The sequence below is a fragment of the Vibrio sp. L85 genome, from assembly GCF_963871815.1.
GTDB classification, from domain to species: Bacteria; Pseudomonadota; Gammaproteobacteria; order Enterobacterales; family Vibrionaceae; genus Vibrio; species Vibrio harveyi.
Map to the genome: position 1 here is coordinate 132,817 of NZ_CAWMYL010000253.1, position 15,278 is coordinate 148,094.

At 44.1% G+C, this 15,278-nt stretch carries 12 protein-coding genes; 7 read left to right on the top strand and 5 right to left on the bottom strand.

Translation table 11 applies throughout. The features are described from left to right. The first annotated feature begins 24 nt into the window (after window positions 1-24). On the top strand, window positions 25-474 hold the full coding sequence (fcrX, locus tag AACR11_RS28910; protein WP_005446402.1) for a ferric iron uptake transcriptional regulator FcrX: 450 nt from the start codon (window positions 25-27) through the stop codon (window positions 472-474). A 72-nt stretch (window positions 475-546) separates the two neighbouring features. Beyond that, window positions 547-1,134: a pilus assembly FimT family protein gene (locus AACR11_RS28915; protein ID WP_005446400.1), complete on the top strand. Its 588-nt coding sequence runs from the start codon at window positions 547-549 to the stop codon at window positions 1,132-1,134. A gap of 53 nt (window positions 1,135-1,187) precedes the next feature. Here AACR11_RS28915 and glnS read toward each other — a convergent pair whose 3' ends face one another. Both glnS and nagE read right to left on the bottom strand, forming a co-directional pair. Continuing rightward, the gene (gene glnS, locus AACR11_RS28920) at window positions 1,188-2,858 is read right to left on the bottom strand and encodes a glutamine--tRNA ligase (RefSeq protein ID WP_079324487.1); all 1,671 of its coding nucleotides are present in this window, start codon (window positions 2,856-2,858) and stop codon (window positions 1,188-1,190) included. A 234-nt stretch (window positions 2,859-3,092) separates the two neighbouring features. Then, window positions 3,093-4,667, bottom strand: a complete 1,575-nt coding sequence (gene nagE / locus AACR11_RS28925; protein ID WP_005446396.1) for an N-acetylglucosamine-specific PTS transporter subunit IIBC — start codon at window positions 4,665-4,667, stop codon at window positions 3,093-3,095. Window positions 4,668-5,156: 489 nt separating this feature from the next. Here nagE and nagA point away from each other — a divergent pair, with 489 nt between their 5' ends. The 4 genes from nagA to asnB all read left to right on the top strand — a co-directional run bounded on the left by nagA (window position 5,157) and on the right by asnB (window position 11,076). Further along, window positions 5,157-6,293, top strand: coding sequence for an N-acetylglucosamine-6-phosphate deacetylase (nagA, locus tag AACR11_RS28930; protein WP_005446394.1), 1,137 nt, complete (start codon window positions 5,157-5,159; stop codon window positions 6,291-6,293). A 2-nt stretch (window positions 6,294-6,295) separates the two neighbouring features. Then, window positions 6,296-7,510, top strand: a complete 1,215-nt coding sequence (gene nagC, locus AACR11_RS28935; RefSeq protein ID WP_005446392.1) for a DNA-binding transcriptional regulator NagC — start codon at window positions 6,296-6,298, stop codon at window positions 7,508-7,510. Window positions 7,511-7,591: 81 nt separating this feature from the next. After that, window positions 7,592-9,181, top strand: coding sequence for a cation:proton antiporter family protein (locus AACR11_RS28940; RefSeq protein ID WP_005446391.1), 1,590 nt, complete (start codon window positions 7,592-7,594; stop codon window positions 9,179-9,181). A 230-nt stretch (window positions 9,182-9,411) separates the two neighbouring features. Beyond that, complete coding sequence (gene asnB, locus AACR11_RS28945) at window positions 9,412-11,076, top strand: asparagine synthase B (RefSeq protein WP_009698590.1); 1,665 nt, start codon at window positions 9,412-9,414, stop codon at window positions 11,074-11,076. 111 nt (window positions 11,077-11,187) lie between these two features. Here asnB and rfaH read toward each other — a convergent pair whose 3' ends face one another. Continuing rightward, complete coding sequence (rfaH, locus tag AACR11_RS28950; RefSeq protein WP_005446384.1) at window positions 11,188-11,688, bottom strand: transcription/translation regulatory transformer protein RfaH; 501 nt, start codon at window positions 11,686-11,688, stop codon at window positions 11,188-11,190. Between the two features lie 334 nt (window positions 11,689-12,022). Between rfaH and AACR11_RS28955 the strand changes: the two genes are divergently transcribed. Continuing rightward, window positions 12,023-13,411, top strand: a complete 1,389-nt coding sequence (locus AACR11_RS28955; protein WP_005446383.1) for a peptide MFS transporter — start codon at window positions 12,023-12,025, stop codon at window positions 13,409-13,411. A gap of 90 nt (window positions 13,412-13,501) precedes the next feature. On the opposite strand, the gene hemH is transcribed toward AACR11_RS28955, so the two are convergent. Then, window positions 13,502-14,467: a ferrochelatase gene (gene hemH / locus AACR11_RS28960; protein WP_029788512.1), complete on the bottom strand. Its 966-nt coding sequence runs from the start codon at window positions 14,465-14,467 to the stop codon at window positions 13,502-13,504. A gap of 140 nt (window positions 14,468-14,607) precedes the next feature. Then, entirely contained in the window at window positions 14,608-15,252 is a 645-nt protein-coding gene (gene adk, locus AACR11_RS28965) for an adenylate kinase (RefSeq protein ID WP_005425498.1), read from the bottom strand. Window positions 15,253-15,278: the final 26 nt, after the last annotated feature.

Sequence of the window (15,278 nt, forward strand, 5' to 3'; positions counted from 1 at the left end):
GCAGATGATCCAACGGGAAAGTATATGTCAGACAATAATCAGGCGCTGAAGGATGCGGGCTTAAAAGTAACCCTTCCGAGGCTAAAAATTCTAGAAGTACTTCAGCAGCCAGACTGCCAGCACATCAGTGCTGAAGATTTGTACAAAAAGCTGATTGATCTCGGTGAAGAGATTGGTCTTGCAACCGTTTATCGTGTACTCAACCAATTCGATGATGCTGGTATTGTAACTCGTCACCACTTTGAGGGCGGCAAATCAGTTTTTGAATTATCAACGCAACACCACCACGACCACCTTGTTTGTCTGGATTGTGGTGAAGTTATTGAATTTTCTGACGATGTTATTGAGCAACGTCAAAAAGAAATCGCCGCTAAGTACAACGTGACGTTGACTAACCACAGCTTATACCTATACGGCAAATGCAGCGACGGTTCTTGCAAAGATAATCCAGACGCACACAAACCAGTAAAATAAGAAGTATTTCTTTTTATTGATAAACATAGTAAAACGTCAGCTAAGGCTGACGTTTTTTTATGGAGAAGAGCAATGAAGAGAAGGAATCCTCAAGGCTTTACCCTACTAGAACTTATCATTGCGATCGTCATTCTCGGCATCCTAGCTGTTGTTGCAGCTCCCCGTTTTTTAAACCTCCAAGACGATGCGTATCAAGCAAAAATGGAATCCATCGCTGACCAATTCGAAACAGGCGTGCGATTTACCCAAAGCCAATGGTTAGTCAATGGTGGAACACAGGAAGCTCAAACAGATATCGATGGATATGGTGGTGGCGAACTGGATGTAAATGAGTTTGGCTTTCCGCTTGGCACTAACAAGGGCAACAGAAATGGCGTGATTGGCAACCCGTATAACATAGGACAAGGGAATGCTGGTTGTATTGCCGTGTGGCAAGCTTTACTCGGCAACGAATACTCTCTATCAAATAATCGTAACGCGAACGATAGGTTTGATTTTATTACCCGACGAGTCCAAGACAAAGAATCCCACCAATCTGTTTGTTATTATACCTTTACTAAAAAAGGTTACGATCGCAATCCTGATAACTCTAGCTTCGTCATATGGTATGACTCAAAAACAGGCAGCGTCACGACATCAAAACCAACTAGATTGGAATAACAAACAAAAATGCCAGCAATGATGCTGGCATTTTTATTAGCGAAGGATTGAGATTATTGGTTCTCGATTTTCGCCCAAGTATCACGTAGACCAACCGTACGGTTGAATACTAGGTTCTCTGCTGAAGAGTCTTTTGAATCTGCACAGAAGTAACCCATACGCTCAAACTGGTAACCTGTTTCCGCTTCTGCGTTTACTAGGCTTGGCTCAACAAAACCGTTTAGAACCACTAGTGATTCTGGGTTGATTGTCGCAGCAAAGTCATCCGCAGCCGCTGGGTTTGGTACTGTGAACAAACGATCGTACATGCGGATTTCTGCAGGCAATGCTTTGTCTGCTGATACCCAGTGAATTACGCCTTTCACTTTACGACCATCTGCAGGGTTCTTACCTAGCGTTTTAGCATCGTAAGTACAGAAGATTGTCGTGATATTACCTTCTGCGTCTTTTTCGATGCGCTCAGCTTTGATCACGTATGCGCCACGTAGACGTACTTCTTTACCTAGAACCAGGCGCTTGTACTTCTTGTTTGCTTCTTCACGGAAGTCTTCACGCTCGATCCAAACTTCACGAGTGAATGGCACTTCACGCTCACCCATCTCAGGTTTGTTTGGATGGTTAGCAACAGTCAGCGTCTCTACCGCGCCCGCTTCGAAGTTCTCGATAACGATCTTAACTGGATCTAGAACAGCCATCGCACGTGGTGCGTTTTCGTTTAGATCGTCACGAATACAAGATTCTAGTGAACCGAACTCAATCATGTTCTCTTGCTTCGTTACGCCGATGCGCTTACAGAATTCACGAATAGATGCTGATGTGAAGCCACGACGACGCAAACCAGACACTGTAGGCATACGTGGGTCGTCCCAACCATCAACCAATTTCTCAGTCACTAGTTGGTTTAGCTTACGCTTAGACATCACTGTGTATTCAAGGTTTAGGCGGCTGAATTCGTACTGGTGTGGACGACAATCAATCGTGATGTTGTCTAAAACCCAGTCGTACAGACGACGGTTATCCATGAACTCTAGAGTACAAATAGAGTGCGTAATGCCCTCTAGCGCATCAGAGATACAGTGAGTGAAGTCGTACATTGGGTAAATGCACCACTTATCACCAGTCTGGTGGTGAGTCGCAAAACGTACACGGTAGATAACTGGATCACGCATTACCATGAATGAAGAACCCATATCGATCTTCGCACGTAAACACGCTTTACCTTCTTCGAACTTACCTGCACGCATTTTTTCAAATAGCGCTAGGTTTTCTTCGATTGGACGATCACGGTATGGGCTTGGTTTACCCGGAGCCGTTAGCGTACCGCGGTATTCACGAATCTGCTCAGGACTTAGCTCATCAACGTACGCTAAGCCTTTATTAATCAATTCAATTGCATATTCGTAAAGCTTGTCGAAGTAGTTTGATGAGTAACATACTTCACCATCCCACTCGAAGCCCAACCAGTTTACATCTTTCTTGATAGACTCAACGTATTCGATGTCTTCTTTTTCAGGGTTTGTATCGTCGAAACGTAAGTTACATTGACCCTGGTAGTCCTGAGCAATACCGAAGTTCAAACAGATAGACTTAGCATGACCGATATGCAGGTAGCCATTTGGCTCCGGCGGGAATCGAGTATGCACGCTAGTGTGTTTACCATCCGCTAGATCTTTATCAATGATCTGGCGAATAAAGTTTGATGGACGAGCATCAGCTTCACTCATCTATAGCACCTCAAAAATATTAGTATTGTCAGAGAAAACAGTACTCCGTAGCCTTACTCGGTTTACAGAGTGCATTGTTCCTAATGATCCACAATTCTTAGCGATTAGACAACAAGAACCGTCGTTAAAACGGGAATATTTCTGTTCTTCGCTTGAAAGCGCAGCATATTAAATCCGTATAAACAAAAAAAGACCTCCCGAAGGAGGTCTTTATAGAGAGTCATTAAGATGTAATTAAGGAAGTTTTACATCTGATAGGTCTTCACCTGCACCGATTGCTTTCATTTCACCAGCAACGATTTCTGCAAGAGGACCAAGGATAACTTGAAGGTTGTTTTCGCCTAGCTTAACAACACCTTTCGCGCCTAATTTCTTAAGTACTGCTTCGTCTGCAACAGAACGATCCTTAAGTGTTAGACGTAGACGAGTGATACACGCGTCGATTGAAGTTAGGTTGTCGTGACCACCTAGCGCTTTTAGGTATTGACGAGCTAGGTCACCTTTTGCTGCATCACCAGCAGGAGCTGCAGATGTTTCATCTTCGTCATCTTCACGACCAGGCGATTTCAGGTTGAAAGCGCGGATTGCGAAGCTGAATGTGAAGAAGTATAGAGCACCGAAAGCCAGACCTAGAGCAAGTAGTACTAGAGGCTTAGTTGCTAGACCGTAGTTCAGTACGAAGTCGATTAGACCTGCAGAGAAACCAAAGCCGTGTAGCGTGCCAAGCATGTTTGCAAGTACTAAAGATAGACCTGTAAATACTGCGTGGATTGCGTATAGAGCAGGTGCTAGGAACACGAACATGAACTCTAGAGGCTCAGTGATACCTGTTAGGAATGAACAGAATGCTACTGAGAATAGTGCGCCACCAACTTGGCTGCGCTTCTCAACCGGAGCTGCTAGGTACATAGCAAGTGCTGCACCAGGAAGGCCGAACATCATTACAGGGAAGAAACCGTTCATGAATACACCAGCGCTCTTATCGCCGCCGAAGAAGCGGTGTAGGTCACCAGATTTCAGAGTTTCAGTTACTTCTTTAACTGTTGCTGTGATTTCTGGAGTTACAGAGTTAGCGAATTCGAATGTGTGAGTTTGACCAGCAACAAGAGTCTTAGCTAGAGCTGGGTCAACACAAAGCTGTTGTAGAGCAGGAAGCGCTTGACCCGCCGCTGTTGCGCCAGATACTAGAACTTCTTGACACGTACCCATACCGAACCAGAAGTACGAGTTTAGTACGTGGTGTAGACCTACAGGGATTAGTGCACGGTTAAGCGTACCGTATACGAATTGACCGATAGCACCAGAAGTAGAAACTGCGTGCGCTAACGCGTCAAGACCGCCTTGGATTGTTGGCCATACAACACCAGCAATTGCACCAGCAACTAGCGAGAATAGACCCGCCATGATTGGTACTAGACGTTTGCCAGAGAAGAATGCCAACCACTCAGGTAGACGAGTAGCGTGGAAAGCGTTGTAAGAGTGACCAGCGATGATACCTGCAATGATACCGCCGAAGAATGACATGTTAACGCTTGCATCGATCGTTGCTGCTGTCGCAGTAAGAACGAAGTAAGCAACTGCACCAGCTAGACCTGCAGCACCTTGACCGTCTTTAGAAAGACCAATCGCGATACCTAGACCGAATAGTAGTGGAAGTTGACTAAAGATTGCATTACCAGCAGATGCCATAAACGCAATATCTAAAAGGTCAGGCTGACCCAAACGTAGTAAAAGCGCTGCAACTGGAAGCGTTGCGATAGGAAGCATAAGAGCTTTACCTAACTTCTGCGCGTATCCAAGAATATTCACCTTAAGTTCCCCCTATAGGATTTTATGTTTTGTTGAATGACTTATTTCAGTCGTTCAATTTAGTCGCTATCAGTTTATGATATTAATTTTGCTCCGCAAATTAAAACCTCATTGTTTGTGATCATAATCACCAGAAATTGGTCATTCAGAAGGTTTTTGCTAGCGAGATCATAAAACTTATTTTATTATACGAAAAAATGGCGTTTTAGAGATAAGATTCTCGTACTTTATGCAAGACAGAATCAGTGTTATTTTGGTATCTCTACAGATGATTCGCAGTAACTTCGCTCTGGAAAACAATCATAAAAACTAATTCATTTATTATTTTTCAGTTAGTTACTCTGATAATGACATCGATAAAACGCGACTTGCTGTATGTGACTCGTTATCTAATTCAGTGATACAAACTAAGTACCAGCCTGACTCATAGAGTCACCAGTTAGATAACGGGACAGAAAATGAATTCTCATCTATAAGGACTAGCTGACTATGTACGCGCTAAGTAACTGTAAAATCTATACCGGTAGTGATGTTCTTACCGATCATGCTGTCATCATCGACAATGACCAGATTCAATCAGTTGTACCAGTGACTCAACTACCAGAAGGTATTGAAGTAAAAGACCTGGACGGTGCTAATCTAAGCCCTGGTTTTATCGACCTACAGCTAAATGGCTGTGGTGGTGTGATGCTTAACGACGAAATCACACCAGAAACAATGCAGATCATGCATGAAGCTAACCTAAAGTCGGGTTGTACAAGCTTCCTACCTACCCTAATCACATCTTCAGACGAAGATATGCGTGCTGCTATCACTGCTGCTCGCGAGTACCACAACAAATACCAAAACCAATCGCTAGGTCTGCATCTTGAAGGTCCGTACCTTAACGTAGCGAAAAAAGGTATTCATAGCGTTGACTTCATCCGCCCTTCTGATGACGGTATGATCGATCTAATCTGTGCTAACGCAGACATCATCGCGAAAGTAACGCTTGCACCAGAACAAAATGATCCTGAGCACATTGCACGCTTGAAAGCAGCTGGCATTGTTGTTTCTATCGGCCACACGAATGCAACTTATGCAGAAGCTCGCCAAGGTTTCGATGCAGGCATCACATTCGCAACTCACCTATTCAACGCGATGACACCGATGGTTGGCCGTGAACCAGGTGTAGTTGGTGCGATTTATGACACCCCTGAAGTCTACGCTGGTATCATCGCTGATGGTTTCCACGTTGATTACGCAAACATCCGAATCGCTCATAAAATCAAAGGCGAAAAGCTTGTTTTGGTGACGGATGCCACAGCTCCAGCAGGTGCTAACATTGATCACTTTATTTTTGTCGGTAAGAAAGTATATTACCGAGATGGTAAGTGTGTTGATGAAAATGGCACACTAGGCGGCTCAGCTCTGACTATGATTGAAGCAGTTCAGAATTCAGTTGAGCACGCAGGCATCGCTTTAGAAGAAGCTCTACGAATGGCTACGCTTTACCCAGCAACCGCAATCGGTGTTGAGGAGCGTCTTGGCCGAGTTCGAAAAGGAATGGTAGCTAACCTGACCATTTTCGATCGTGACTTCAATGTAAAAGCGACGGTTGTTAACGGACAATACGAGCAAAATTAAGCATGAATGGCGGACAGATTGGTAATGTAGATTTAGTAAAACAGCTTAACAGTGCTGCGGTATACAGGCTGATTGACCAACAAGGTCCAATCTCCCGTATTCAAGTCGCGGATGTTAGTCAGCTCGCCCCAGCGAGTGTTACCAAAATAACCCGCCAACTATTAGAGCGCGGCTTGATCAAAGAAGTCGCGCAACAAGCTTCTACCGGTGGTCGTCGAGCCATCTCGTTGACCACTGAAGTAAAACCTTTTCACTCTATCGCTGTACGATTAGGTCGTGACTATGTGCAATTCTGTTTGTACGACCTAGGCGGAACGGCACTTGCAGAAGACCAGCACGAACTTCACTATACCAATCAAGCAGACCTTATCGCAGGTTTGATTGACTTGCTAAAGGACTTCGTGAGTCGCTGCCAAGATAAAATTGACCAACTGATTGCTATCGGTATTACACTGCCTGGTTTGGTGAACCCAACCACAGGCGTAGTGGAATACATGCCGAATACAGACATCGATAACCTTGCACTGGGTGAAATCATCCGTGAAAAGTTCAATACCGCTTGTTTTGTCGGTAACGATGTTCGTGGTATGGCATTGGCTGAACATTACTTTGGTGCAAGCCAAGATTGCCAAGACTCAATTCTTGTCAGTGTTCACCGTGGTACTGGTGCCGGCATCATTGTCAATGGTCAAGTATTCCTTGGCTTCAACCGTAACGTCGGTGAAATTGGTCACATCCAAATCGACCCACTTGGCGAGCAATGCCAATGTGGCAACTTTGGCTGTCTAGAAACGGTTGCAGCAAACCCAGCAATCGTACAACGCGTTAAAAAGCTTATTGCACAGGGCTATGAATCAAGCCTTACTCAACTAGAGCACATCACAATCGATGACGTTTGTACTCATGCGATGAACGGCGATGAACTTGCTAAGCAAAGCTTAGTGCGCGTAGGCAACCAACTTGGTAAAGCTATCGCAATTACGATTAACTTGTTTAACCCACAAAAAATCGTCATTGCCGGTGACATTACGGCGGCTGAAGAAATTGTTTTCCCAGCAATCCAGCGCAATGTTGAAAACCAATCTTTGAAGACTTTCCATAACGAACTTCCGATTGTTGCTTCTCATATTGATAAGCAACCAACAATGGGCGCATTCGCAATGATAAAGCGCGCCATGTTGAACGGAGTTTTGTTACAAAAGTTACTAGAAGACTAAGTTTATACAACCAATTGAGTTACAATCTCGGGCTGTGGTTTCACAGCCCGTTTTTGTATATCAGGAATATAGCTCAATAGTATGGAAATTATTCTAATTACAACGGCGTTTCTCGCCGGCTTCATCGCTCTAAAATGTAACCTTCCGCCCTTGGTTGGTTTCCTACTCGCAGGCTTCGGTCTTCACGCGTTTGGCTACCAAAGTAATGACGTCATTGTCACGCTTGCTGATCTTGGTGTGACCTTGCTGCTTTTCACTATTGGTCTAAAGTTGGACGTAAAAACGCTACTTTCCAAAGAGATTTGGGGTGGCGCAACCGCGCACAATATTCTTTCTACCCTTTTCTTTGCGCTGGTTCTCGTTGGTCTAAAACTGCTCGGTTTGTCATCACTGGCCACTATGGAACACAGCCAGATTCTGTTGTTGGCTTTCGCTCTGTCTTTTTCTAGTACTGTCTTCGCGGTAAAAACCCTGCAAGAAAAAGGTGAGATGAATGCGACTTACGGCACCCTAGCAATTGGTATTCTGGTCATGCAGGATATTTTTGCTGTGGTCTTCCTTACCGCTTCAACAGGTAAAATTCCGGAGTGGTATGCGATAGGTTTGTTTGCTCTCCCTCTTATCCGCCCATTGTTCTACAAACTCCTAGATAAAGTAGGTCACGGCGAGATGCTGGTTCTATTTGGTATCTTCTTTGCGCTCGTCGTCGGGGCTGGTTTGTTTGAACTCGTCGGTATGAAGCCAGATTTAGGCGCGCTGATTTTAGGCATGTTACTAGCCGGGCATCGTAAAGCATCAGAGTTATCAAAATCGCTCTTTAATATGAAAGAGCTCTTCCTCGTGTGCTTCTTCCTCAATATTGGTTTGTCAGCATCATTGAGCTTCACTGGTGTGGGTCTTGCGCTGCTATTCATTTTGTTGCTGCCAATCAAAGGTCTGCTGTATTTCCTTACTATCAACCACTTTAAGTTCCGTGTTCGGACTTCATTACTGACGTCTCTTTCTCTTTTCAACTACAGTGAATTTGGGTTGATTGTCGGTGGACTGGCTTACAAGATGGGCTGGATGCCTAGTGACATGCTAGCGGCTATCGCTGTGGCTGTTTCGATTTCATTTATCATCTCAGCACCGTTAAATCGTCTTGGTCACCAAATCTACCAACACTCGGGCAAATGGTTACAAGAAACGGCGGCAGAGAAATTGAACCAACGAGATCAATTAATCAATCCAGGGCATGCCCAAGTATTGATCCTAGGTATGGGTCGAATTGGCACCGGTGCTTACGACGAATTACGATCTCGCTATGGCAAAGTTTCTCTTGGTGTTGAAGTAAGAGAAGAAGCTGCGCATAAACACCGCTCTGAAGGTCGTAACGTTATTTCAGGCGATGCAACAGACCCTGACTTTTGGGAACGCATTTTAGATACAGCAAACGTAAAGTTGGTCCTATTGGCGATGCCACACCACCAAGGTAACCAAACCGCGCTTGAACAGCTTCAAAGCCGAAACTATAAAGGGCAAATCGCAGCAATTGCCGAATACCCAGATCAACTTGAAGGCTTACTAGAGACAGGGGTCGACGCCGCATTCAACATCTATAGCGAAGCTGGTAGTGGTTTCGCACGCCATGTTTGCGAACAACTTCAACCTCAATTTACACCGATGAAATAAGCATCAAACGTAACTCTCCTTATTGAGCCCTCTTCTAATAAGAGGGCTTTTTTGTGCACTTTTTAAACCAAACCTTGATCTCATTCACCAGATTAAGGTTATTTTTAAACAAAATCTAACCATCAAGCCTTTTTATCATTTTTTTCATCATCAAACGTTGCTTTTTTTACTAAGAATGGCAAATTTAACCCATACCGATTAAAAATTATTTAGTTTAAAAAGGATGTTGTATGTGTTCAGTATTTGGCATTTTAGACATTAAGAGCGATGCAGCAGCATTGCGCCCTATCGCACTTGAGATGTCGAAAAAGCTTCGTCACCGCGGTCCAGACTGGTCTGGTATTTACTCATCAGAGCGCGCGATTCTTGCGCATGAACGTTTGGCGATCGTTGGTCTAAATAGTGGTGCTCAACCACTATACAGCCCTGATAAAAAACTCATCCTTGCTGTAAACGGTGAAATCTACAACCACAAAGAAATTCGTGCTCGCTACGAAGGTAAATACGAATTCCAAACTGACTCAGACTGTGAAGTTATCCTAGCGCTATACCAAGACATGGGTGCAGACCTTCTTGAAGAACTAAACGGTATTTTTGCATTCGTACTTTACGATGAAGAAAAAGACGAGTACTTAGTAGGTCGTGACCACATTGGTATCATTCCTCTTTACCAAGGTTATGATGAACATGGTAACTACTACGTTGCATCAGAAATGAAAGCACTGGTACCAGTATGTAAGACCGTGAGCGAGTTCCCTCCGGGTTGTCACTACGGCAGTGCAGATGCAGAACCTCAACGTTACTACATTCGTGACTGGAATGAGTACGCAGCAGTTCAAGGCAACAGCACAAGCAAAGAAGAACTTACAGAAGCTTTAGAAGCTGCGGTAAAACGCCAACTAATGACTGACGTGCCATATGGTGTACTTCTTTCTGGTGGTCTGGATTCATCGATTACATCTGCTGTAGCAAAACGATTTGCAGCAATGCGTATTGAAGACGACGAAAAGTCTGAAGCTTGGTGGCCACAGCTGCACTCTTTCGCTGTAGGTCTAGAAGGAGCACCAGATCTGAAAGCCGCTCGCGAAGTTGCAGAACAAATTGGTACGGTTCACCATGAAATGACGTACACCATCCAAGAAGGCTTGGACGCGATTCGTGATGTGATTTACCACATTGAAACATATGACGTAACGACTATCCGCGCTTCAACACCTATGTTCCTAATGGGTCGTAAGATCAAAGCAATGGGAATCAAAATGGTACTTTCTGGTGAAGGCGCTGATGAAATCTTCGGTGGCTACTTATACTTCCATAAAGCGCCAAACGCGCAAGAGTTCCACGAAGAGACCGTACGTAAGCTTCTAGCTCTGAACATGTTTGACTGTGCACGTGCAAACAAATCGCTAGCGGCATGGGGTGTTGAAGGTCGCGTACCATTCCTAGATAAGGAGTTCATTGACGTAGCAATGCGTTTGAACCCTGCCGATAAGATGTGTGGCAACGGTAAGATGGAGAAGCACATTTTACGTGAGTGCTTCGAACACTACCTACCGGAGTCGATTGCATGGCGTCAGAAGGAACAGTTCTCTGATGGTGTTGGTTACAGCTGGATTGATACGCTAAAAGAAGTCGCAGAGCAAAAAGTAACAGATCAGCAAATGGAGACGGCTCAATTCCGCTTCCCTTACAACACACCTACAACTAAAGAAGGTTATGTATACCGCGAGATCTTTGAAGAGTTGTTCCCTCTACCATCAGCTGCGGAATGTGTTCCTGGTGGCCCATCAGTCGCGTGTTCTTCAGCGAAAGCGATTGAATGGGATGAGTCATTCCAAAACTGTGTTGACCCATCAGGTCGTGCCGTTCAAACCGTACACAACGATGCATACTAATCGTATCACGTGTTAAATAGGGCTGAGTCACCAGCCCTTGAACACTGGTAAGTTAACACGATCAAAAAGAGGTGCATTACGCACCTCTTTTTGATCTTTCAATGAGTTGGTTTACATAAATTCCAAATCATTATTGTCAATGCTGACAGGCACTCGCTTAGAGAGCATTTGAACCAACATAATCGAACGCTTTTCACCATCTTGTTCGTGATAAATCGCATCAATACCAGCAAACTGTCCGTTCATAACACGAACATGATCGCCTGGTTTCGGCATACATTCTGGGCTTGTCGGCTCCTCAGCACACTTTTCAATCTGTTTTAGTTCATAAACAAGATCGCCTTGAATCTCTTTTGGTTGTGCTCCGAAGCGTACGAAGTCAACGACACCTCGAGTGGAACGTACCGATGTAAAATTCGGTCCTTGTTCATAATCAAATCGAGAAAAAACATAGCAAGGGAATAATGGTTCTTCGACCTTTTGTCGCTTGCCACGTAAGATCTTTTCGACCTCCACAGTTGGGTAAAAACACTCTACTCCTTGGTTTTCAAGGTGTTGCTTCGCCCTAACTTGCTCTCCTCGTTTACAATACAATAAATACCAACGTTTCATTTTATTACTAGCCAATTATATTTTTATTTCATCCTAGCATTAAGCCTAGAACGAGTCATGGGTATTCAAGAAACCTATCAGTAAGCCTCTTAAACATAACATGCATAACTTACACTTTTTCGAAGCATTAAGAAAATAAGTCTATAGGCAAAAATGGAAAGTAAGTTTGTAACACGAACGATTCGCCGATTAAAACCCCACAAAATCAACGCGGAGCCATCATTTAATAAGGCAAATAAATCGTCACATAAAATTTTATTGTTTGTAAGTCATCAAAATGACATGTATACGTAGATTTCTTTAAAAAATGTAATAACTACTATTAGAAGAGCTTATGTCAAACCAACATCAATACTTTGGTCACCCACGTGGCTTGTTCTTATTGTTCGGTACTGAACTTTGGGAACGCTTTTCTTACTACGCAATGCGCGCCATTCTAGTACTGTATTTAACTGACACAACAATGAACGGTGGCCTTGGCTGGTCGACTAAAGATGCCCTAGACCTATACGGCATCTATACTGGACTTGTCTACATTACTCCTCTCATCGGTGGTTACCTTGCGGATAACTACTTAGGTCAACGCCGTTCTATCTTGATTGGTGGCGCGTTGATGGCAATCGGTCAATTTACACTAGCAATGCCTGCTGACGCTCTAGGTCTTGGTGCTCTACACACATTCTATTTAGGTCTTGCTCTACTTATCTGTGGTAACGGTCTATTTAAGCCAAACATCTCTACAATGGTTGGTGACTTATATCAAGAAGGTGACAACCGTCGTGATGGTGCTTTCACTATCTTCTACATGGGTATTAACCTTGGTGCATTAATCGCTGGTGTTGTTTCTGGCTCTGTAACAACTGAATTCGGTTGGAAAGCGGGTTTCGTGGCTGCTGGTATCGGTATGCTTATCAGTCTAGTCATGCAGATGACGTTTGCTCAAGCATGGCTTGGTGATATTGGTCGTGTTCCAGCTGCAAAACGTGATCTAGCGATTAAAAAATCTTCTCAAAAAGAACCGTTAACAAAAGAAGAAACGGATCGCATCAAAGTAATCCTAGTGATGAGCCTATTCACTATCGTATTCTGGGCAGGCTTTGAACAAGCTGGCGGTCTAATGAACATCTACACTCAGCAATACACAGATCGAATGATCGGTGGCTTTGAAGTGCCTGCTGCGTGGTTCCAATCACTAAACCCATTCTTCATCATCACGCTAGCACCTGTACTAGCCGTACTATGGGTGAAACTAGGTAAACGTGAGCCAAACTCACCAGTGAAATTTGCTTTAGCGATGTTCTTCCTAGCGCTTGGTTTCCTATGTATGGTTGGTGCGGTTATTGAGCAAGGCGGTGACACTACAGTTAAGACATCCATGTTGTGGCTTGTTGGTGCATTCTTCTTCCATACTCTGGGCGAATTGTGTCTATCTCCGATTGGTCTGTCTCTTGTTACTAAACTGGCTCCGCTGCGTCTTGCTTCACTAATGATGGGTGCATGGTTTGGCTGTAATGCAATTGCAAACTACGTTGCTGGTTATGTGGGCTCTCACGTTGGTGAGCTAGGTGCACTGGCTATCTTCAGCGGTATTGCAGTAACAGCTATGGTTTCTGGTGTCATTCTTCTGTTGTTCTCTAACACGCTTGTTCGTTGGATGCACGGTGCTGAAAACACACATAGCACAGCAGAACAAATTGAAGAGCAGCAAACTCAAGTTGCTTAATATATAAAGTGCAAATAAAAACAAAGGGTCGCAATTGCGACCCTTTTTGTATTCAAAGCTCTAAGTGAAAGAATGTAGGACACAGACGCTTTACAACTTTGAGCGAACCAAATCCACCATCATCTCGATGTGTAACTCGTTGTCATTTAAACACGGAATGTAGCTAAAGCTCTCACCACCAGCTTCTAAGTATATTTCACGGCACTCTTCTGAGATCTCTTCCAGTGTCTCTAAGCAGTCAGCAGAAAAAGCTGGCGTTACGATATTCAGCTTTTTTTTACCTTGGCTAGGTAGGACTTCTAATGTCTTGTCCGTGTATGGTTGTAACCATTCTTCGCGACCAAATCGCGACTGGTAGGTCATACCAATTTGATCCTCATTCAAACCAAGGGCCTCACCAAGCAAGCGAGTTGTCTCGGCACAATGTTGAGGATAAATATCACCATTGTCCGCGTATCGCTTCGGAATACCATGGTAAGAACATAGCAAGTAATCACCCTTACCATTTGCTTCCCAATGCTCGCGTACCGACTGAGCTAAAGCTTCAATGTATTTAGGGTGATTGTGGTAATCGCGAATAAAACTAAACTCTGGCATCACAGGCATATTCTTAAATGCCTTTGTCATCCCGTCAGAAACTGCAGCTGTCGTTGTTCCTGAGTATTGAGGGTAAAGCGGCAAAACGATCACTTGTTCAACGCCTTGGGCTAATAGCGCCTCAAAACCGGTTTGCAAGCTAGGATTGCCATATGTCATCCCTAGCTCTACTGGCATGTCTAAAGCTGTGCTCAGCTTCTTTGCCTGGCGTTTTGAATACACCATGAGAGGTGATCCATCTTCCATCCACACCGACTCATACAGCTTGGCAACTTTTGGAGAACGAACTGGAAGAATGATGCCATGCAAAATCGGGCACCAGAGCCACCGTGTCATATCAACAACACGGTGATCATGAAGGAACTGACTTAGAAAGCGTTTAACGGCTGGCGGAGTTGGCTCATCAGGCGTCCCAAGGTTGACCAATAACACGCCCTGCTTCTTATTGTTGTTTTTCATAACATCCTATTCATGGTAAACGGCTTGATTTGTACGGCATATCTAAGAGAAAAGTTCATCGTACTAACAGGCAGAATAAAAAAAGCGACCCAAAGGTCGCTTTTAAATATATCAAAATATTAAATTTTGCCGTTAGCAAATTATGCTAGCGCTTTCTCAATATCTGCGCTTACTTCTGCAACTTGCTTAGTGCCGTCGAATTTAAGGTACTTAGTGTTGCCAGCTTCTGCTTCTTTGCCGTAGTAGTTGATCAGTGGTGCAGTTTGCTCGTGGTAAACGCCTAGACGTGCGCGTACTGTTTCTTCTTTGTCGTCATCACGAACAACAAGATCTTCACCAGTTACGTCATCTTTACCTTCCACTTTTGGTGGGTTGTAAACAACGTGGTAAGTACGACCAGAAGGAAGGTGAGCACGACGACCAGCCATACGCTCAACAATCACATCATCAGCTACGTCAAATTCAATCACGTAATCTACGTCAACGCCCATTTCTTTTAGGCCATCAGCTTGAGGGATAGTGCGAGGGAAACCATCTAGTAGGAAACCTTTTTCGCAATCGTCTTGAGCAATACGCTCTTTGATTAGACCAAGGATGATTTCATCAGAAACTAGCTGACCAGCGTCGATAACAGCTTTAGCTTGTTTACCAAGCTCTGTACCTGCTTTGATAGCAGCACGAAGCATATCACCAGTAGAGATTTGTGGAATACCGTATTTATCCATGATGAAGTTTGCTTGTGTGCCTTTACCTGCACCTGGAGCACCTAGAAGAATGATGCGCATGATTTATCCTCTTTAATATTTAAGAT